Annotated in this window: 20 protein-coding genes; all 20 read right to left on the bottom strand. The window is 40.4% G+C overall.

The features are described 5' to 3' along the window. Positions 1–765: a flagellar motor protein gene (locus AAEY68_RS07445; protein ID WP_007585825.1), complete on the bottom strand. Its 765-nt coding sequence runs from the start codon at positions 763–765 to the stop codon at positions 1–3. Next, positions 758–1,924 carry a protein-glutamate methylesterase/protein-glutamine glutaminase gene (locus tag AAEY68_RS07440; RefSeq protein WP_350585751.1) on the bottom strand — a complete coding sequence of 389 codons (1,167 nt, stop codon included), beginning with the start codon at positions 1,922–1,924 and terminating at the stop codon, positions 758–760. Before AAEY68_RS07440 ends, AAEY68_RS07445 begins: the two co-directional genes overlap by 8 nt. A 58-nt stretch (positions 1,925–1,982) precedes the next feature. After that, on the bottom strand, positions 1,983–4,190 hold the full coding sequence (locus AAEY68_RS07435; RefSeq protein ID WP_350585750.1) for a chemotaxis protein CheW: 2,208 nt from the start codon (positions 4,188–4,190) through the stop codon (positions 1,983–1,985). A 15-nt stretch (positions 4,191–4,205) separates the two neighbouring features. Next, positions 4,206–4,979, bottom strand: coding sequence for a protein phosphatase CheZ (locus AAEY68_RS07430; RefSeq protein ID WP_007585814.1), 774 nt, complete (start codon positions 4,977–4,979; stop codon positions 4,206–4,208). Positions 4,980–4,996: 17 nt separating this feature from the next. Continuing rightward, a complete protein-coding gene (gene cheY, locus AAEY68_RS07425; protein ID WP_008132609.1) occupies positions 4,997–5,380 on the bottom strand; it encodes a chemotaxis response regulator CheY in 384 nt (127 codons plus the stop codon). 40 nt (positions 5,381–5,420) lie between these two features. Further along, positions 5,421–6,131, bottom strand: a complete 711-nt coding sequence (locus AAEY68_RS07420) for an RNA polymerase sigma factor FliA (protein ID WP_007585810.1) — start codon at positions 6,129–6,131, stop codon at positions 5,421–5,423. A 26-nt stretch (positions 6,132–6,157) separates the two neighbouring features. Then, on the bottom strand, positions 6,158–7,018 hold the full coding sequence (locus AAEY68_RS07415; protein ID WP_007585809.1) for a MinD/ParA family ATP-binding protein: 861 nt from the start codon (positions 7,016–7,018) through the stop codon (positions 6,158–6,160). Beyond that, entirely contained in the window at positions 7,011–8,492 is a 1,482-nt protein-coding gene (gene flhF / locus AAEY68_RS07410; RefSeq protein WP_350585749.1) for a flagellar biosynthesis GTPase FlhF, read from the bottom strand. Before flhF ends, AAEY68_RS07415 begins: the two co-directional genes overlap by 8 nt. Before the next feature lie 21 nt (positions 8,493–8,513). Next, a complete protein-coding gene (gene flhA, locus AAEY68_RS07405) occupies positions 8,514–10,625 on the bottom strand; it encodes a flagellar biosynthesis protein FlhA (RefSeq protein ID WP_010553901.1) in 2,112 nt (703 codons plus the stop codon). A gap of 72 nt (positions 10,626–10,697) precedes the next feature. Next, the gene (flhB, locus tag AAEY68_RS07400; protein WP_335675631.1) at positions 10,698–11,828 is read right to left on the bottom strand and encodes a flagellar biosynthesis protein FlhB; all 1,131 of its coding nucleotides are present in this window, start codon (positions 11,826–11,828) and stop codon (positions 10,698–10,700) included. Between the two features lie 9 nt (positions 11,829–11,837). Continuing rightward, positions 11,838–12,617: a flagellar biosynthetic protein FliR gene (gene fliR / locus AAEY68_RS07395; RefSeq protein ID WP_165728698.1), complete on the bottom strand. Its 780-nt coding sequence runs from the start codon at positions 12,615–12,617 to the stop codon at positions 11,838–11,840. Between the two features lie 2 nt (positions 12,618–12,619). Further along, positions 12,620–12,889 carry a flagellar biosynthesis protein FliQ gene (fliQ, locus tag AAEY68_RS07390; RefSeq protein ID WP_002959325.1) on the bottom strand — a complete coding sequence of 90 codons (270 nt, stop codon included), beginning with the start codon at positions 12,887–12,889 and terminating at the stop codon, positions 12,620–12,622. A gap of 40 nt (positions 12,890–12,929) precedes the next feature. Then, on the bottom strand, positions 12,930–13,670 hold the full coding sequence (gene fliP, locus AAEY68_RS07385) for a flagellar type III secretion system pore protein FliP (RefSeq protein WP_165725378.1): 741 nt from the start codon (positions 13,668–13,670) through the stop codon (positions 12,930–12,932). 4 nt (positions 13,671–13,674) lie between these two features. After that, positions 13,675–14,058 carry a flagellar biosynthetic protein FliO gene (fliO, locus tag AAEY68_RS07380; protein ID WP_007377952.1) on the bottom strand — a complete coding sequence of 128 codons (384 nt, stop codon included), beginning with the start codon at positions 14,056–14,058 and terminating at the stop codon, positions 13,675–13,677. Beyond that, positions 14,055–14,453 (bottom strand): flagellar motor switch protein FliN, encoded by a 399-nt coding sequence (fliN, locus tag AAEY68_RS07375; RefSeq protein ID WP_007585803.1) that lies wholly within the window; start codon positions 14,451–14,453, stop codon positions 14,055–14,057. Before fliN ends, fliO begins: the two co-directional genes overlap by 4 nt. Before the next feature lie 20 nt (positions 14,454–14,473). Further along, on the bottom strand, positions 14,474–15,565 hold the full coding sequence (gene fliM / locus AAEY68_RS07370; RefSeq protein WP_024608166.1) for a flagellar motor switch protein FliM: 1,092 nt from the start codon (positions 15,563–15,565) through the stop codon (positions 14,474–14,476). A 9-nt stretch (positions 15,566–15,574) separates the two neighbouring features. Continuing rightward, positions 15,575–16,105 carry a flagellar basal body-associated protein FliL gene (fliL, locus tag AAEY68_RS07365; RefSeq protein ID WP_007585800.1) on the bottom strand — a complete coding sequence of 177 codons (531 nt, stop codon included), beginning with the start codon at positions 16,103–16,105 and terminating at the stop codon, positions 15,575–15,577. A gap of 57 nt (positions 16,106–16,162) precedes the next feature. Further along, positions 16,163–18,289, bottom strand: coding sequence for a flagellar hook-length control protein FliK (locus AAEY68_RS07360; protein ID WP_350585748.1), 2,127 nt, complete (start codon positions 18,287–18,289; stop codon positions 16,163–16,165). Positions 18,290–18,378: 89 nt separating this feature from the next. Continuing rightward, positions 18,379–18,825: a flagellar export protein FliJ gene (gene fliJ, locus AAEY68_RS07355; RefSeq protein WP_024589948.1), complete on the bottom strand. Its 447-nt coding sequence runs from the start codon at positions 18,823–18,825 to the stop codon at positions 18,379–18,381. After that, positions 18,825–20,159: a flagellar protein export ATPase FliI gene (fliI, locus tag AAEY68_RS07350; protein WP_024589949.1), complete on the bottom strand. Its 1,335-nt coding sequence runs from the start codon at positions 20,157–20,159 to the stop codon at positions 18,825–18,827. Before fliI ends, fliJ begins: the two co-directional genes overlap by 1 nt. Between the last annotated feature and the right edge of the window lie 9 nt (positions 20,160–20,168).

Below are 20,168 nucleotides of genomic sequence, written 5' to 3'. Positions count from 1 at the left end.
TTATTCGTCCACTAAATTAGGACGCTCTACACGGTAGGCTTCAAGCTTTAATTCTATATTTACTGGGCTTTCACCAACGCTAATTGCAATCACACCTTCGGCAAGCATTTCATGGTAAAGCATTTTTTGCTCTACACGCTGTTTTAACTTATTTGCCATAGGTAAAAACAATAAATTAGCTAAACCAACACCATAAATGGTCGCGATAAATGCCGTTGCAACGCCTGCACCAAGCATTTGTGGATCGGTAATAAACGACATTGCCTGTATTAAACCAAGCACAGCACCTAAAATACCAATGGTAGGACTGTAGCCCCCCATCGCTTCATAAACACGTGCGGCTTCAAGCAAGCGATCGCGTTCTAGCAGTAAATCAATTTCAAGCGTGTCACGTAGTTTTTGCTCTGAGCAGCCATCTACAAGCAAGCTTAAACCTTTTGCTGCATATGCATCTGGGTGAGCTAGCGCTTCGTTTTCAAGCGCTAAGTAACCTTCTTGACGTGCCTTATGAGACCACCGCTTAACTTGCTCTATTGCATCTTCAATATCATATTGTGGCGCAACAAAAACCCAAGAGCTCATATTTAGCATTTTTTTAAAGGTACTTGCTGATGTTTGCAACATAACAGCACCAAGCGTGCCACCTAATACAATAATAAGGGCAGGACCATTAAATAAAGCAGAAACAACGCCGCCTTCTAAAGAGTAACCTAGACCTATTGCACCCAGTGCTACAAATAGTCCAAATATTGAGAGTTTATCCACAACCTACCTCTCTCTTTATACGTGCTGCAACATCGCTCAATGCTAAGCTTTCACTCGAAAGCCCCGCATTAGCAATGGCTTGAGGCATTCCATAAACAACACAGCTTTTCTCATCCTGTGCCCAAATAGTTGCCCCCGTTTGCTTTAACATTCTTGCACCGTCACGTCCATCAGCGCCCATGCCTGTTAAAACGATAGCAAGCACATCGCCTTGATACGTTTTTGCTGCACTGGCAAACGTTACATCTACACTCGGTTTATAACTTATTCTCTCGCTATGATCTTCAAATACGCGCAGTATTCTATTTGCACCACGCCCTTCTACCATCATCTGCTGTCCGCCAGGCGCTAAATAAGCCGTTCCTGGTTGTAAGCGGTCACCTTGTTGTGCTTCTTTCACTTTTATTTGGCACAAACCGTTTAAGCGCGCTGCAAACGCGGGTGTAAATGCAGCTGGCATGTGCTGAATAAGTAAAATAGGATGAGGAAAATTAGCAGGCAATTGAGTTAATATAGTTTGTAGTGCAACAGGGCCACCTGTAGAAGTGCCAATAGCCACAAGCTGGTATTGCTTTCCACTTGCTCGCATTGAGGCAACATTAGAACCTGACGGTGTCGTAGGGGCTACTCTTTGAAAGCTTCTATCGGGTTGTTTTATCGAAGGCGTTAGTGTGTTTGTTCTTTGCGAAAGTGAGCTTGTTATCGGTTTAGTTGATATTACCGGCTTAGGTGGTGTTGCAGATTTAAACGTTCGCGGTAAACGTCTTCGCCCTATATCTTTCACTTTATTTTGCAAAAGCTTTATAGCGTCTTCATTATTACGAGCGATATCTTCAAATTTTTTCGGTAAAAAATCCATTGCTCCAGCATCTAGCGCATCAAACGTTGCTGTTGCGCCATCACGTGTTAGTGATGAAAACATTAAGATAGGCGTTGGATTACTCGCCATTATCTCTTTAACTGCGCTAATACCATCAAGCACAGGCATTTCGACATCCATAGTGATCATATCTGGACGTAGCTGAGCTGCTTTTTCAACAGCTTCTCTGCCATTCACAGCAAAGCCTATAACTTGTATATCGCTATCTTGCTCAAGAATTTCGCTTACTCTGCGGCGAAAAAAGCTTGAATCATCAACAACTAAAACTTTAACGGCCATTTAGCTCTCTTATTAAATTTATGCGTAGGTATATATTAAATATATACCTACTTTATTATTAGCCTGCGTAATGTTTTAACATGTTTGGAACGTCTAAAATCAGTGCAATGCCACCATCCGAAGTTATTGTAGCACCTGCCATACCTGGTGTTCCTTGAAGTAACGCATCAAGCGGCTTAATCACTACTTCTTCTTGGCCAATTAATGAGTCAACAACAAAACCAATTTGCTGCGTACCAATTTGCACAATAACTACATGGCCTTTTGCTTTTCGCTGTGAACGATCTGAGCCTTTAACTAACCAGTGCTCGAGGTAGAATAACGGTATTGCCTTTTTACGCACAATAATTGTTAATTGCCCATCAACCACATTTGTTTTCGTTAAATCTAAGTTGAATATTTCACTAACACCTGCAAGTGGTAACGCAAATGTTTGTGCGCCAACAATTACCATTAAGGTCGGTAATATGGCTAAGGTAAGTGGTACTTTTATCTCTAAAATAGTACCTACACCTAACTCAGATTGAATACTTACAGAGCCGTTTAATTGGGTGATTTTAGTTTTCACCACATCCATTCCAACACCACGACCTGAAATATCAGATATCTCTTCTTTTGTAGAAAAGCCAGGTGCAAAAATTAGGTTGTATGCTTCAGTGTCAGAAAGTCGACTCGCTTGATCGTGATCGAGCACGCCTTTACTAATTGCTATTTTTTTCAGTTTCTCAGCATCCATACCAGCGCCATCATCTTTAATGGTCAACAAAATATGGTCGCCTTCCTGAGACGCTGATAAAGTAACATTACCTGTTCTAGGCTTACCGGCAGCCTCACGAACAGCTGGCATTTCAATACCGTGGTCAACTGAGTTTCGAACTAAATGCACAAGCGGATCGGCTAGTGCTTCCACTAAGTTTTTATCTAAATCGGTTTCTTCACCTACAAGTTGTAAGTCAATGTCTTTGTTTAAGCTGCGTGCTAAATCGCGTACTACGCGAGGGAAACGACCAAATACCTTTTTAATTGGTTGCATTCGCGTTTGCATAACCGCGCCTTGAATATCAGCAGTCACTACATCTAAGTTAGAGATTGCTTTACCCATTGCTTCACTGTCTGAATTGGTCGCTAAACTAACCAAACGATTTCGCACAAGTACTAACTCACCAACCATATTCATAATTTGGTCAAGTCGTTTTGTATCTACGCGAACTGTCGTCTCTGCTGCTGGTGGCGCTGATTTTTTAGGCGTTGCTGGCGCTGCTTTAGCAACCGGTTTTTCTACCGGTTTAGAAGCGGGTGCTTTTACAGGTTCTGGTTTTTTTACAGGCACACTAGCTTTTGCAGCTGGTTTAGCTGGGATATTGGGCTGTTTCACAGCTGGAGTGCTTTCTATTGATTTAGGTGCAGTGCCTTTACCATGAAGTTCATCAAGAAGCGCTTCAAATTCATCATCACTAATTTCATCATCTGATGAATTAGCAGTATTTGACGCTGGTTTAGCTGGTTCTACAGGTGCTTTAACTACACTACTTTGCTCAGGTGCTTTACTCGCAACCTCACCAAAACTGCCAACTCCATGTAACTCGTCTAATAAGCTGTCAAATTCATCATCAGTAATATCACCATTAAAATCACTACTACTTGCTACTGGCTTTTCAACTGCAGGACCTTGTCCTTTACCGTGTAGTTCATCAAGTAAGTTTTCAAATTCATCTTCAGTGATTTCGTTTATTTCAGCATCACTAACCGAAGGAGTTCCACTAAACATTTCATCAAATGCAAATGGATCTTCCTCATCAGCTATTGGCGTATCAACTACTTGATCAAGAGGTTGTTCAACGTCAGTTTCTGAAGCGACTCCGTTAAGCTCGGCTTCTGTTGGAGGTAGGCCCAAAATATGGAGGGTTTGAAGTAACTCAGGATCTGCTGGTTCCGGCTTATCCCTATTTTGGATAGTCGCGAACATTTCATTAATGGTGTCGAGCGCTTGTAAAATAACATCCATTAACTCTGAATTGACCGTTCGCACGCCTTGACGTAGTAAATCAAATACGTTTTCAGCGCCGTGGCAAGCATCAACAAGTTCTGTCATAGCTAAAAAGCCTGCACCACCTTTTACAGTGTGAAAGCCTCTAAATATGGCATTTAGTAACTCGGTATCTTCTGGATTATTTTCCAGTTCAACTAACTGTTCAGATAAAAGCTCTAGGATTTCTCCTGCCTCTACAAGAAAGTCTTGTAAAATATCTTCATCGACTTCAAACATGCAGTTACTCTCCTCTTAGAAGCCCAAACTTGATAAAAGATCATCGACTTCATCTTGATCAGACACAACATCATTACGCGATTCTTTATCAATAATAGGGCCTTCAGGACCTGCTAAAGTTTGTGTGGCAACTGGTTCTTTTATTTTTTGTTGTTCTACTTTATTCGCTGTGTTGTCACTGTCATCTTGTTCAGCAAACGCTGTTAAAAGATGAAGTAAGCTTTCTTCTACTTCTCTAACAAGTTCTATAACACGGCGAATAACTTGACCTGTTAAGTCTTGATAGTCTTGAGCCATTAGTACATTTGTCATTAAGCTTTGAAGCTCATCCGTTTTATGATGAGAGTTATTCATAAACTTATCGATACTATGGCAAAGTTGTTTAAACTCACCAAGCTCAATCTCCCGACTCATTAAACGATCCCATGTCGGTTTGATATGAGATATTTCATCTGCAAGTTGCTGTGCTATAGGTAAACTAGCCTCAACAGCATCCATTGTTTTATTAGCCGCATTTTCTGTCATTTCTATAACATAATTAAGCCGCTTTTTAGCATCTGGAATCGCATCTGTCGTTATGTTAGTTAAGCGAGTATCAAGCTCAAAGCTTTTAAGTGCTTCGTGCAGTTGACGAGTCAACTTCCCAACTTCAGCAAATAATTTAGACTGCTCTTGCGAAGCTGTCTCTAAAATCAACTGATTAGCTTTATCTTGCTCATCGTTTTCTAAATAAATGACGAGTTGACGAGCTTGTTCTAACGTTATTTGAGGCGCAGCTGGTGCTGACATAAGCCTCTCCCCCATCATTAGCCTAAGCGTTCAAATACTTTTTCTAATTTAGTTTTTAATGTTCCAGCCGTAAATGGCTTAACAATATAACCATTAACGCCAGCTTGCGCTGCAGCTATTATTTGTTCTTTTTTAGCTTCTGCCGTTACCATCAGTACAGGGATATGTTTTAACTTATCATCTGCACGAATTGCTCTTAGAAGGTCAATACCTTGCATTCCCGGCATATTCCAATCTGTAACCACAAAATCAAATACTTGATTTTGTAACATAGGCAAAGCTGTAGACCCGTCATCAGCTTCTTGAACATTAGTGAAACCTAAGTCACGTAATAGGTTTTTTATAATTCGTCTCATCGTTGAAAAATCATCAACTACAAGAATTTTCATGTTTTTATCCAAAACATCCCCCAGTGAGGTATTAACCTTAGTTTACTTACTACTAGTTTATCCAGTCATTGATTTTAGCTTTAAGCTTAATCATCGCCTGACCATGTATCTGACTTACACGCGATTCGCTTACATCGAGTATATGTCCTATTTCTTTTAAATTCATTTCATCGTTATAGTATAAAGAAAGTACCATTGCATCACGCTCTGGTAATGACTTTATTGCATTTAGTAAAGACTCATTAAACCGATCATTTTTAACATTATTAAAAGGTTTGTCTAGCGCTAAATCTTGGCCTACGGGAGTGATAACATCCTCATCTACACCAAGGTCTTCTATGCCTAATACTTTACTGGTATTAACATCATTTAAAATATGATGGTACTCATTGAGTGAAATTTCAAGTTTTTCAGCAACTTCTGTATCTGTTGGTTCGCGATTCAGACTGCTTTCGAGCCCAGTAATTGCTTCTGCAACTTGTCGGCTTTTACGGTGTACTGAACGAGGAGCCCAATCACCACGGCGCATTTCATCAAGCATAGCCCCGCGAATACGAATACCGGCGAAGGTTTCAAAGCTTGCGCCTTTTGTTGCATCAAAGTTTTTTGAAGCTTCTATTAAACCTATCATTCCTGATTGAATTAAATCATCAAGCTGAACGCTAGGTGGTAATCGAGCAATTAGATGACATGCCACTTTTTTAACAAGTGATGCATGTTTCTCAACAATCACATTTAAGTTTTGTGTTGATTGATATCCCATAGCTCTATTCACCAATGTTGTCATAATTAGCCGTTTACTAGTTTCTCAATGAAAAACTCTAAATGCCCAGATGGTTGATTTGGTATTGGCCATTTAACTGCTTTTGTCGCCAGCGCTTTAAACGCGAGAGCGGCTGGCGAACTTGGAAAGAGCTCAACAATCACCTTTTGGCGACGTGTTGCTTTGCGCATATTTTCGTCATAAGGAACCGTTGCTACTAGCTCCATTGAAACATCTAAAAAGCGATCGGTAACTTTAGATAGTTTTGCAAACAATTCAGTGCCTTCACGCATGCTGCGGACCATATTGGCAACAATTTTGAACTTATAAACACCGTGCTCGCGGCTTAATACTTTAATAAGTGCGTAAGCATCGGTTATTGATGTTGGTTCATCGCACACTACAACCATTACATCTTGTGCTGCTCGTGAGAAGCTTAGCACCATGTCTGAAATACCAGCGGCTGTATCTACAATTAAAATATCAAATTCGGTATTCAATTCGCTAAATGCACGAATTAGCCCGGCATGCTCAGATGGCGATAATTCAACCATACTTTGCGAGCCCGATGTAGCGGGTACAATTTTAATACCAGCAGGCCCTTCAACTAAAATCTCGTCAAGCTCACATTCACCTGACAAAACGTGTGATAAATTGCGCTCTACACGTAAACCAAGCATCACATCACAGTTTGCTAAACCTAAGTCAGCATCCAGCACTAATACTCTATTACCTTGTTGCCCTAGTGCAATAGCGGTATTTAGAGAAACATTTGTTTTCCCCACCCCACCTTTACCACCGGTTACAGCGATAACTTTTACGCCGTTGTTATTGTTTTGACTCATTTTGCGCAGGCCGCTTGCTTGATCTAATACTGTGTTAATCATACATCCCTACTGTACTTGGCGCCACTGCTTGGTGCCTTGAATGTTGTGCTTTTGTTCTTTTTAAATATAACTGCTCAGCCTTTTTCACTAGTTTTTCAGCATTTGCAACACGAATATCTTCTGGCACTCGTTGACCGTTAGTAAGATACCCTATTGGAAGGCGATTTTGAATCGCAATACTAATTATCTCACCCAAACTTAATGATTCATCTAACTTAGTGAAAATACAACCACTTAACTGTACTTTTTTAAAGTGACGTACTGTTTCTTGTAATACATTAATTTGTGCCGTCGCGCTTAGTACTAAGTAACTGCGAATATCCACACGTTGGTTACGCATTAACGTGTTTAACTGCTCAGTTAAACGTAAATCTCGCTGACTCATACCTGCTGTATCAATTAATACTAGACGTTTATTTCGTAAATGATATAAAACTTCAGCTAATTCATTAGCATCTTTAACTTGCTTTACACCACAACCAATAATACGGCCGTAAGTAGCAAGCTGTTCATAAGCACCAATTCTGTATGTATCAGTGGTTATTAAGGCCACTTTATCAGCGCCATATTTTTGTGCGCCTAACGCTGCAAGCTTAGCAACTGTTGTTGTTTTACCAACACCTGTTGGACCCACTAACGCATATACACCACCTTGGCGAAGTATTTCATTATTGGTTGTTTGCATTTGATCTTCGACCATCGTTAACAACGCTTTCCAGCCTTGCTTACGAGATACATCATCAGGTACAAAACATGCCATTTGTTGCGCTACTTCTTTATCAATACCCATACCGACTAAGCGGTCAACCATGCAAGCGCGTGTTGGATCGCGACGCGCCATATCTTGCTGCATTAAGCCTGATACTTGATGCTCAAGTAATTGACGAATTGCGTTCATTTCTTCACGCATTGTTGTCATTTCTTCGCTTTCATTATTGGGTGTTTGTTGGCGAGCAGTTACTGGACTATCTGAATCATCAAAGTCGCTGTCTAAATCATCAAAACCTAAGCTATCCGCTTGAGTTTGTGGACGAACTGGCGCTGCATTTTCAGGAGCAAACATATTTTTAGTACGCTGTTCCATAACTGGTTCTTGATAGTTATCGGTAGTATCAATACCTGATTGTGAAAACATTGATGCAAGTTCAGGGGAGCGAGGACGCGGTGATTGGCGCTCTAATAAGGCTTGTAGGCTGTCAGCCACTTTTGCTTGCGGCTCTGGTTTGGCACGCTGAGGCTCTGGTTTTACAAAATTATGTACACTTTGCTGTGGTGCTTGAGCACGCGGCTCTGCAGGGCGTTGTGGTTGCGCTGCTACTTTAGGGGCTGCTTTGTCATAATCAACTGCCGCTACAATTTCTACACCGTTAGCCAGCTTCTTATTTGACATAATAACCGCATCAACACCTAACTCATCTTTAACTTCTTTAAGTGCTGTGCGCATATCTTTAGCAAAAAAACGTTTAATTTTCATGATTCAACCCCTGTTAAAATCTTATTGTTGGCCTACAGAGCTAACAATCTTGATCTGTCTTTCGTCTGGTACCTCTTGATAAGACATCACTCTCAATCCTGGAATGGTGTACTTAACAAAACGAGATAACACAGTGCGTAACATTCCTGACGTTAGCAATATAGAAGGTTCACCGGCCATTTCTTGATTTTGATGCGCTTGTGTCAATGACACTTGAAGTCGCTCTGCAAGTCCAGGCTCAATACCGGCACCTTCATCGCCTGCATTTTGTAATGACTGATGCAACATCTGTTCCAACTCAGGTGCCAAGGTTATGACAGGGATTTCTGATGACATACCAACCGCATCTTGAACAATTAACCTACGCAGAGAAATACGCACTGCAGCCGTTAATACATCGGGGTCTTGGCTACGCGGACCATACTCAACAAGGGTTTGAACAATTGAGCGCATATCGCGAATAGCTACACCTTCATTCAATAAATTTTGCAGTACTTTTACAATTGCAGTTAATGGCAACACATCAGGTACTAGTCCTTCTACTAAGCGAGGATGGCTTTTAGCAAGCATATCAAGCAGGTTTTGAACTTCTTCATGCCCTAGTAACAACGCCGCACTGTTAGTTAATAACTGGCTAATATGAGTGGCGACTACCGTGGCTGAATCTACAACGGTATAACCTAGTGATTGCGCTTCATCTTTTTGATCAGGCTTGATCCATACTGCATCAAGGCCAAACGCAGGATCTTTAGTTTCAACCCCTTTAATAGGACCAAATACTTGCCCTGGGTTAATCGCTAGCTCGTCGCCATGTTTAAGTTCGCTTTCACCGGTTGAAACACCCATTAGCGTTATTCTGTAAGCATTTGGATCAAGCTCTAAATTATCGCGAATATGAACAGGTGGTACTAAAAAACCAAGTTCTTGAGAAAGCTTTTTACGTACACCTTTAATACGATTAAGTAGCTCACCACCTTGAGATTGATCTACCAACGGAATTAATCTGTAACCTACTTCTAGGCCAATTACGTCAACCTGCTGAACATCATCCCAACCAAGTTCTTTTTGCTCTTGTTTATTGGCAATACCTGTTGCAGCGCTTCCGCCACTGGCGGCTTCTTCGGCTTCTGCTGCAGCGGCTTTTAACTTAGTTTGCTGTGTGTAGTAAGCTAAATAACCCAATAACGCACCTAAACTTAAAAAAGCAAAATGCGGCATACCAGGCACTAAACCCATGATGATCAAAATACCTGAAGCAATAAAGAGTGATTTTTCGTTACCTAGTTGTTTCTTAAATTGGTCACCCATATTGAGCGACTCATTTTGACGTGTTACAACAATCGCGGTACCAATTGAAAGCAGTAAAGAAGGGAGTTGAGCAACTAAGCCATCACCAATGGTAAGTAATGTATATACTTCCATTGCGTTGCCAAAACTCAAATTATGTTGAATCATACCGACAAATAAACCACCAACAATATTGATGATCAATATAACAATACCTGCAATGGCATCGCCTTTTACAAATTTACTCGCACCATCCATTGAGCCGTAAAAATCAGCTTCGCGAGTTACTTCCTCGCGGCGGTCACGCGCTTGCTCAGCACTGATAAAACCAGCGTTTAAATCGGCGTCAATTGCCATTTGTTTACCCGGCATTGCATCAAGGGTGAAACGTGCAGATACCTCAGAAATACGCCCAGCACCTTTAGTAATTACCACAAAGTTAATAATGATCAGAATTAAAAATACGACCAAACCAACAGCGTAGTTACCACCAATAACAACTGAGCCAAACGCTTCAATTACTTTACCGGCAGAATCACCACCATTATGACCTTCAAGTAATACAACTCGAGTGCTGGCAACGTTAAGCGCTAAGCGCATAATCGTAGCGATTAGTAATACAGAGGGGAATATACCAAACTCAACCGGCTTCATCGTGTAAACAGTCACGAGTAAAACCACTAATGCGAGGGCAATATTAAACGAGAAAAGGATATCGAGTAAAAATGGCGGTAACGGTAAGATCACCATTCCCAAGGCTGCAAGCACAAGCAAAGGAGTACCTACCCCTTTGGCATAGTCTTTTTTGTCTCTGTTAAGTTGTTGTAATACCGCTTTAAAACTCATAATTCTACAATTTCAAAAAATTGACACTACGTAGAATTTGCAATAACTATTCCAAGTTACTCAGTTAACGGTCTAATACTTGTAGGCATCGGGGATTGGCAGCTTTTTATTGAGCTTAGTTGGACGTTTACCGCGCCCTTTATTAAAGCGCTTAAGCTGAAATACATACGCTAAAACTTGCGCTACAGCAGTAAATAGCTGATCGGGTATTTGCTCTCCTACTTCAGCCGTATGGTAAAGCGCTCGGGTCAACATAGGGGATTCTAAAATAGGTACTTCGTTCCCTATTGCTACTTTTCTAATTTGCATCGCCATTTCATCAATACCTTTAGCAAGTACTATAGGCGCACCTGCGCGCTCTGTATCGTATTTTAATGCTACAGAGTAGTGAGTTGGGTTGGTAACAATAACATCAGCGTCAGGGACATCTTGCATCATACGGTTTTGCGACATTTGCCTTTGTGTTTGCCTAATACGCGCTTTTATTTGTGGGTCACCTTCAGAGTTTTTATACTCATCTTTAATTTCTTGCATTGTCATTTTAAGTTGTTTGTTATGGTTATAACTTTGAAATGGTGCATCAATAGCCGCAATAATAATTAAAGTGCACGAAAGACCTAAAAACATCCAGCCTAAAATCTCTAAGGCATGAATAATATTACCCGGTGCGCTTTCTAAACTTAAATGCAATATTTCATCAAAATAAGTATTAATTAAAAATATAGCAAAACTTGCAACCAAACCAAATTTTAAAAGTGACTTTACAAGCTCAATAGCCGCTTGCGGGCCAAACATACGTTTAAAGCCTTTCATTGGCGACATTTTACTTGCTTTAGGTGCAGCGGCTTCCCAGCTAAAATTAAAGCCACCTAGTAACGTATTACCAATAAATGCAGCCAAAACTATAATTAATACAAACATAGCCATAGGAAACATTAAAGCGTCTGCAACCTCTCCCCATACGGCAAACATTTTAGTAGTATCAAAGGCTTCGTTGCGATTTAAGCTAAGGGTTCGGCCCATTACATTGTATAAACCTTTGCCAATTTCTGGCCCATACATCAAAAGCGATATAGCCGAAAAAATAAGTACAAACATGGTACCTAGCTCTTTTGAGCGCGCTATTTGGCCTTTCTTTTTAGATTCTTCAAGCTTTTTGGATGTGGGTTCTTCTGTTTTTTCTTGTCCTGAGTCTTCAGACATGACTTTCTCCTAAGGTGAGCAACCAACTAAAGTACACATTAGCTCAACCATTTTTAACCATTGAAACTCAAACTGAGTAACAAAGTTACCTAGTGTCGCCCAAATAATAATAAGTCCCGCTACCAAGGTAAACGGAAAACCAATAGAGAAAATATTTAATTGCGGTGCTGCACGCGTCATAATACCAAACGACATATTAATAACGAGCATCGCGGTAAGCGGTGCAAGTGAAAGTACAAGTGCTGTAGTAAACATCCAGCCGCCCCAAGTCACTATGTCCCAGTAATGATCTACAGACCACCATGTGCCATCAATGGGTAGCACTTGAAAACTATGCACCACCATTTGAATCATCATTAAATGACCGTTAAAAGCAAAAAATAATAGGGTGGCCAAAATAAGGAAAAACTGGCCCACAGCAGGCACACTCGCGCCATTAGAAGGGTCAATAACCGAAGCAAAACCTAAACCGGTTTGCATCGCGAGTATTTGCCCTGCTAACACAAAAGTATTTAATAAAAGTATAGATGCAAAACCAATAGCAACACCAATCATCATTTGTTGAATAACGACTAAAATCATCTCAAACGAAAATAAATTAGTGAATGTAGCTGGGGGCAGAACAGGAACTACAACAAAAGTTACAACAACCGATAAACCCATTTTTATACGTGTAGGAACATTTTTAGCCCCCAAACCAGCCATAATCATAATCATTGAGCTAATGCGTACCAGCGGCAACAAAAAATCGCTCAACCATTGAATAACGACAGCAAAGGGGTATTCCACGTTTAACCTGCAATTTCAGGAATAAGTAATACTAGGCGAGTAAAAAAGTCCATTAGCTCTTGAGTAAGCCAATGCCCACCCACAATAAGCGCACTAATGGTAATTAATAAACGAGGTAAAAAGCTCAATGTTTGTTCATTGATAGACGTTGCGGCCTGAAACACAGCCACAACTAAACCAATAATTAAGCCTGGGACTACAATTGCAGACACCAGCTTAATAACTAAAAAAAGAGCGTCACTTAGGATATCAACAAAAATTTCCGGTTCCATGTTGTACTCCTATTGTTGGGTCATGTTAATGCTTTGCATACTAAGTCCCTAAACCAAAGCTTTTGGCTAGAGTCCCCATCACTAAGCTCCAGCCGTCTACAAGTACAAATAACATAATTTTAAATGGCAAAGACACTATCATGGGTGAAAGCATCATCATACCCATCGCCATTAATACCGAGGCGACCACTAAATCAACAATTAAAAATGGGATAAAAAACATAAACCCTATTATAAATGCGGTTTGCAATTCGCTGGTTACAAAGGCGGGTATAAGCACTATTAACGGTGTATCTTGTGGCGAATCAAGCTGATCGTAACCTGCAATTTTAGCAAACGTTTCTAAGTCTTTGAGACGCACTTGAGAAAGCATAAAGGCTTTCATTGGCTCTTTAGCCAGCTCTAAAGCTTGTACTGAAGTAACCTGCTCATTTAAGTAAGGTTCTATAGCTCGCTCGTTTACCTGCTGATAAATAGGCGACATTATAAAAATACTTAGGAAAAGCGACATCCCTAATAACACTTGGTTCGACGGTGTTTGCTGCAAACCAATCGCTTGGCGCAAAATGGCGAGTACAACAATTATTCGTGTAAAGGAGGTCATCATAATTATGGCAGCCGGTATAAAACTCAGCGCCGTCATAATTGCTAAAACTTGTAACGTTACTGAGTAATCTTGTGTGCCATCAGCGTTTGTTGTAATAGTAAGCGCATCAATTCCTTCTGCGCTTACATTTGGTACAAACACCATGGCAAAAATAATAAGCAGCCACTTTGTCATAGGTTTAATTCTTTTTATTTTGGTTTGATTGCGGGTTTAAAAGTTTACCAAATCGTTTAGCTAATTCAGGTAGTTCTTTTTCACTTAATGGAGTTTCTAACTTGTGTAAGTAATTAATACTGTGGGGAGTTACACCAAGTAAATGCTGAGCATTATCTATCTCAACAACCATTAAACGCTCGCGAGAACCCAAAGGTAGACTTCTGACTACTTTAAATTCATCGCTGTTTGCTAAATTTGGATTAAGCTTTTTAACAAAAAATGCCAGCACAATAATCAGTACTAGCACCATTACAAGCGACAGCACCATAGAGAGTATATCTCCAGTAGGTGTTGCCACATCTGCTTTTGAAAAAACGGAACTCGTTAAAGCAACTAATAAGCTCATCGTAGTTTTTTGATCCGCTCTACTTGGCTTATCACGTCAGTTAAGCGAATACCAAACTTGTCGTTTACTACAACTACTTCACCATGGGCTATCAAAGTACCATTAACTAGCACGTCTAGCGGCTCGCCCGCAACACGGTCAAGCTCAACAACAGAGCCTTGGTTAAGTTGCAATAAGTTACGAATATTAATTTTAGAGCGTCCTACTTCCATTGAAATAGTAACGGGGATATCTAAAATAGTGTCGAGTTTTCGTTTTTCATCGCCACTCATTTCGTGTTTTGAATCACTTAACTCATCAAGCTCTGCAACATGTGCTTCGCTACTATCATCTGGAGCTTCGGCTTCTGCTAATGCTGCTGCCCATTCATCCATTGTGTCTTGATCATCGCTCATACTTTTAACCTTTTAATCAATTACCAGTCTAAGTCTACACCGTCAGAGAGGTGTAAATCATCTTCTAGTTCTGCTAATTCTGCATCTGAGTCAATTTTCTTGCCGCCTTTGGTAAATACATGCAGCTCAGATTTAACTGAATCAGGTCGTTTAATTTTTTCACTAATTTGAAGCGCAACATTATCGCGAGAGCGACCCATTTTGGCTCTAAATGTAGGTAGTTCTTCAACAAATACGGTTATATGCTCAGGCATTTCAACCGGAATAATATCACCGGCTTTGAGTTCCATAATTTGTTTTAAGGTTAAATCAACTTCAAGTAACTGAGTTGATATTTCAACCTCTACATCCATTATTTCATCGCGAAGCGCTTTGCTCCAACGTAAATCAGTATCTTCAGTATCAGACTGAACACCCGCATCTAACAGCTCTCGAATTGGCTCAAGCATTGAATACGGAAGTGCAATATGAAAATCGCCACCGCCACCATCGAGCTCAATATGAAAAGAACTAATAACCACAACCTCAGTTGGGCTTACAATATTAGCCATAGCTGGGTTTACTTCAGAATCGAGATATTCAAACGATACATCCATAACCGGTGCCCAAGCTTCTTTATAATCTTCAAAGATTATTTTAAGGAGCATTTGTACAATTCGGCGCTCTGTTGGCGTAAATTCTCGGCCTTCGATTTTTGCATGATAACGCCCGTCACCACCAAAAAAGTTATCTACCAAAATAAACACAAGTCGTGCTTCCATGGTAATCAGGCCAGTGCCTTTTAAAGGTCTAAAACGGACCATATTTAAGCTGGTTGGAACAAATAGAGTATGAATATACTCGCCAAACTTAATCATTTGCACGCCGTTAATAGACACCTCTGCAGTACGGCGCATCATGTTAAATAGGCTAATTCGCATATGACGAGCAAAGCGTTCATTAACAATTTCCAGCGTCGGCATACGACCACGCACGATCCGATCTTGCGAAGAAAAATCGTACTGAAGCGTACTTCCCCCGCCATCTTCACCGTCGTGTATATCTTCCTCTTCAACGTCATCAACACCGTGTAATAGCGCATCAATTTCGTCTTGGGATAATAAATCGCTCACGCTAACCCCTTATTGCATCACAAAGCCGGTAAACAATACCCGCTCAATTACTTTGCTGCCTTCAACATCCATTAAGGCTTTTTGTACCTTTTCAAGTGCAGAAAAACGAAGTGTTTCTTTACCAGAGCTCGTACTTAACTCATCAGCAGTTGTAGTAGAAAACACGCTTAGTAGCGTCCCTTCTATTAGTGGAATGTGTTTTTTGGCTGTTTCTTCATTTACTTCGCCACGTACTAGTAACTGTACTTTAATTTGCACAATTCTGTCGCGACTTGAACCGGGCACGTTAAATACAAATGGGCGTGGCATTGACACATATAAAGCACTGCCTATTTCAGCTGAATCACCAACTGCAGCAGAAGGTGCATCTGCTGACATCGCAGTCTCTTCATCTAAGGTTTCAACTGGCGCATCCGAACCCGACATAAAAAAGTAACCTGCAGCACCGCCTACAATAAGTAGTACAGCTACTATGATTATTATTAGTTTCTTTTTACTTTTACCGGTTTCTTCAATTTCTAAACTTGTTTCTTCAGCCATCATGATTCCTTTAATCGCAAAGGTACTTGCTTGTTTTAGTTATTATAATAGCAGCACTTAGGCATAGTAATCTATTGATGATGAAGTTTGTTGTCGAGAACTTTGTGCAGTGTTATTTGCTTGCTCGTCGTTTTCATCATTAACTGACTTATTATTAGCCATATTACCTTGGGGTCCACTCTCACTTTGCTCGGCAGTTTCACCACCTGATTGCCCATAAGAAATAGTACTTTCACCAAGCTCTAACCCTTGTTGCGCTAACATTTCACGTAAGCGCGGCATTGATTGTTCAAGTGCTTCTTTGGCTTGCTGGTTTTGTACTACAAAGTTTATATGTGCTTGTTCTGCATCGCTACGAATACGTATTTGCATACTGCCCATTTCAGGAGGATCTAGGCGAATTTCTGCTTCTTTGTTATTAATGCTCAACATTGAGCTAACGCGCTCTTGCAGTAATTTAGCTGCGTCACTTTTAACAATATTAATTGCCTGCATTACACCAGGATCAATACTTACTTGCTTAACTTGCGATGTACTTTGTAATTGTTGAGTTTGTACTATTTGGGTATCAAGTAAGCTCTGCTCATAACTTAATGAGTCGTATTGGCTTAATGTGCTCACTTGCTGAGTATTTAAAGCAGCTGTAATTTGCGTAAATATTTGTGCTACGCGTGCAGGTGTTTGTTCTGCAGTTATTTTCTTAAGCCCATCTTTTTGTAATTCTTCAAGTGATTTTAATAAATCATCACCCTTAGTTGAGGTTGTTACGGCTTTATTTAAATCAGCCTCTTCGTTTGTTGATGTCTTTAAGCTTAACTTTTGTGGATTATATACTGTGTTAGGAGTCTCTGACGCTACAAACGTTTTTGAGTCTGTCTTAGCGGTATCGGCAAGTCCTATTTCAATTGAAGCTTTTAATTCATTAACTGTTTGCTTAAGCACTGCCAATTGCTCGCCTTTAGGCTGCTCTGTTTTAATATAAGCATTTAATTGCGTTAATAAGCTTTGTTTTTCAGTTGTATTAAGTGAATTGATTTCTGCGCTAAAAGATTGTTTTGTGCTCGTGCTCTGCGTTTTGTCGTTATCAGTAATAAATTGCGCAAGCATTTGCTTAAGATTTGAAGTGCTACTAGTTGCGTTACTGGTTGAATCAGTATTTTCTAATACCTTAACTTGCGCGTTAAGTTGTGAGCGCTGCTCAGGCGTTAAACTAGCAATAACATTATTAGCTTTAATTAAGCTTGCATCTTTAGTCATTAACGTATCTATTGCTGCGCCTTTTTCAATCTCAGATGTCTGTGAACTTACTTGTATCGCTTCTGATTCAGTTAAAGGAGGTGTCTCTACAGATGCAACTACTGGCGTAGGTACTGGTGTTGGCAACACTATATTTTTTAAGTTTTTATCAACGGGTTTCCCTTGAGCTAACTGCTCCTTTAAATCCATTGAAACTAATTCAGCATCATCAACTATGGGCCCAATGCTGTCATCTGGCTTTTTATTTATAGAATTTAATGGCCCTTCAATAGCTTCAGCAACACCACTTTTACGATGTTTGCCTTCATTAAATGGTAACGAATTCAAAGGTGGTGAGCTAAAGTTATCGCTTTTTGAATCAGTTAATTTAGCCGTTTTAGAGTCTACATTAGTGGCAATTGGATTTTGCACTACACTGGCTGTATTCGCTTCTTTAGCCGATACTTCATCACTTGTATTAGTGGATGCAATTATTGGTGTGCTTTGTAATTCTGTATTCTCTATTTCTGTGTCTTCTATTTCGGTATTCTCTGCTTGTGTAGCTTCTAGCTCTGCATTTTCTGATTCTGAACTGTTAGTTGCATCGAACGGCTTATTGACCGAAGTGCTCATTGCTTGTGCTGAATTAATTTGATCAAGCATCTCAACAGACACAAAAGTAACTTCGTCAGTTATTACTTCATCTAGCTTTACGCTCAGATTTTCATTTTCTTCTGGCTGTTTATGCTTAGGTATGGCAATAGAGTTTTCGGCATCGGGATTTTTATTGCCTTTAAGCAAAGGCTCCATAAAGTTATGCGCTTCGTTTAGCTGACTTAAAAATTCATCGCCTAAATTTCCTCCGCCATTAGCTAAGCTATTGTCTTTAAAAGCTAACAGTGAATCTTTTTCAGAAGAAACTAAAAACGAAATGTTATTCATCGCCATAAATCACCTAATACCATTACGGCAATATGCCACCGCATACCGCCAAAAGTTGAATTCCACTAAGTAACAAAGCAATTAACGTGCCTGAATTACAAAGCTTTACGACGTTGAAAAAACTGATTAGCTGAAAATTCATCTAACATTTTTTGCTCATTTTTAGCCATTAACGCATTTGCTTTGAGTTTTTGATTTTCGATTAGTTTGGCAACTGCTTTAGCTTTAATTTGCTGCTTAAGCCATAGAGTTTTACGTTGAGTAACAACTTGCTTAGCGGTATTTACGGTACTTGCTTGTTGGCGAATTGCCTCTTCAATTTTAGCTATAAAAGCATGGTACTGACCAAACCCCGCACTAGATAAACCCGACTTACCTTTTAGGTGTAACTGCTGAGAGTATTCAAGTCTAAAATTGTTTAAACCTTGTAGCTTTTGTTGATTCGATTGCAAGTTTTGATTAGCTTGTAAGTAACTCATGCGCAAATTTTCTTCTTTATCATTTTCAATTTTGAGCAATAAATCGAGTTTGTTTTTAGCCATTATGCTTGTCCTAATAACTGAGCAAGCCCTTGCAGACCATCATCGTAGCTAATGACATCTCGCATACCTTGTTGTAAAAATGCATTCACTCTTGGCATCATATTTATAGCTTGGTCGAGCATTTGATCGGTCCCTTTTTGATAAGCGCCTAAGGTAATCATGTCTTTGTTTTGTTGATACATTGAATACACTTGTTTAAGCACTCGGGCTTGTTGCATATGCGGCTCAGAAACAACTTGAGGCATAACACGCGAAATCGACTTTTCAATATCTATAGCGGGATAGTGCCCACTGTCAGCTAAATCACGCGATAGTACAATGTGGCCATCTAATATAGCTCGCGCTGCATCAGCAATAGGGTCTTGCATATCATCGCCTTCACTCAACACCGTAAAAAAGCCAGTAATTGAACCTTGCCCTTCACCGCCATTACCAGCACGCTCCACCAGCGCAGGTAATTTAGCAAACACCGAAGGCGGATAACCCTTTGTAGCGGGCGGCTCGCCAACAGCAAGTGCAATTTCACGTTGTGCCATTGCATAACGCGTTACCGAATCGAGTAACAATAATACGTTTAAACCCTGATCTCTAAAATACTCTGCAATAGTTACGGCGCTCTCACAGCCTTTTAAACGCATAAGTGGTGATGAATCAGCAGGCGCTGCGACAACAACTGAACGTTTGCGCCCTTCTACACCGAGTATTTCTTCAATAAATTCTTTTACTTCGCGGCCACGCTCCCCCACTAAGCCAACCACAATGACATCAGCTTCGCTACCTCGGGTCATCATACCGAGAAGTACTGATTTACCCACACCAGAGCCTGCAAACAAGCCCATACGCTGGCCTTGCCCTACTGTGATAACCGAGTTAATAGCACGCACACCTACATCCATAGGCTTAGTGATTGGTCTTCTTGAAAGCGGGTTTATAGTATTTTGCGCAAACTTTAAATGATGCTCAGCATTAATTTTACCTAAGCCATCTAGCGGTCGCCCTAAACCATCCACCACGCGGCCTAATAAACTCATCCCTACAGGTAAACCTAAATTATTTACTTGAGGAATAACACGCGCACCAGGTAATACACCAGAGATGTGGTCGTTAGGCATTAAGTACAAAGTTTGATCGTTAAAACCGACTATTTCGGCGTCTACAAAGCCGTTCATAGTTTCTATTTTACATTGGCTACCAACGGGTGCACGTAAACCTCTAGCCTCAAGGGTAAGGCCAACAACACGCGTTAAAATACCTGCCACAGCAGGCGCCGGGGTTTTAATATGTTGTTGATATTGAGATAAGCGTTCGCTTAAAGGTGCACGTTGAGTTGACATAACACGCCA

The organism is Pseudoalteromonas sp. RB2-MNA-CIBAN-0110, from assembly GCF_040309305.1.
Lineage (GTDB): Bacteria > Pseudomonadota > Gammaproteobacteria > Enterobacterales > Alteromonadaceae > Pseudoalteromonas > Pseudoalteromonas arctica.
The sequence above is the reverse complement of the archived record's forward strand: the minus strand, read 5'-3'. Positions and strand labels throughout refer to the sequence as shown.

What these genes read in the sequence shown, in the direction of transcription:
- fliL (WP_007585800.1), bottom strand. Translation starts at nt 16,105, where the DNA reads ATGGCTGAAGAAACAAGTTTAGAAATTGAAGAAACCGGTAAAAGTAAA.
- flhF (WP_350585749.1), bottom strand. Translation starts at nt 8,492, where the DNA reads ATGAAAATTAAACGTTTTTTTGCTAAAGATATGCGCACAGCACTTAAA.
- fliI (WP_024589949.1), bottom strand. Translation starts at nt 20,159, where the DNA reads ATGTCAACTCAACGTGCACCTTTAAGCGAACGCTTATCTCAATATCAA.
- fliO (WP_007377952.1), bottom strand. Translation starts at nt 14,058, where the DNA reads ATGAGCTTATTAGTTGCTTTAACGAGTTCCGTTTTTTCAAAAGCAGAT.
- AAEY68_RS07430 (WP_007585814.1), bottom strand. Translation starts at nt 4,979, where the DNA reads ATGTCAGCACCAGCTGCGCCTCAAATAACGTTAGAACAAGCTCGTCAA.
- AAEY68_RS07360 (WP_350585748.1), bottom strand. Translation starts at nt 18,289, where the DNA reads ATGGCGATGAATAACATTTCGTTTTTAGTTTCTTCTGAAAAAGATTCA.
- fliN (WP_007585803.1), bottom strand. Translation starts at nt 14,453, where the DNA reads ATGAGCGATGATCAAGACACAATGGATGAATGGGCAGCAGCATTAGCA.
- flhB (WP_335675631.1), bottom strand. Translation starts at nt 11,828, where the DNA reads ATGTCTGAAGACTCAGGACAAGAAAAAACAGAAGAACCCACATCCAAA.
- fliP (WP_165725378.1), bottom strand. Translation starts at nt 13,670, where the DNA reads ATGACAAAGTGGCTGCTTATTATTTTTGCCATGGTGTTTGTACCAAAT.
- AAEY68_RS07420 (WP_007585810.1), bottom strand. Translation starts at nt 6,131, where the DNA reads ATGGGATATCAATCAACACAAAACTTAAATGTGATTGTTGAGAAACAT.
- AAEY68_RS07415 (WP_007585809.1), bottom strand. Translation starts at nt 7,018, where the DNA reads ATGATTAACACAGTATTAGATCAAGCAAGCGGCCTGCGCAAAATGAGT.
- flhA (WP_010553901.1), bottom strand. Translation starts at nt 10,625, where the DNA reads ATGAGTTTTAAAGCGGTATTACAACAACTTAACAGAGACAAAAAAGAC.
- fliJ (WP_024589948.1), bottom strand. Translation starts at nt 18,825, where the DNA reads ATGGCTAAAAACAAACTCGATTTATTGCTCAAAATTGAAAATGATAAA.
- AAEY68_RS07440 (WP_350585751.1), bottom strand. Translation starts at nt 1,924, where the DNA reads ATGGCCGTTAAAGTTTTAGTTGTTGATGATTCAAGCTTTTTTCGCCGC.
- AAEY68_RS07435 (WP_350585750.1), bottom strand. Translation starts at nt 4,190, where the DNA reads ATGTTTGAAGTCGATGAAGATATTTTACAAGACTTTCTTGTAGAGGCA.
- fliQ (WP_002959325.1), bottom strand. Translation starts at nt 12,889, where the DNA reads ATGGAACCGGAAATTTTTGTTGATATCCTAAGTGACGCTCTTTTTTTA.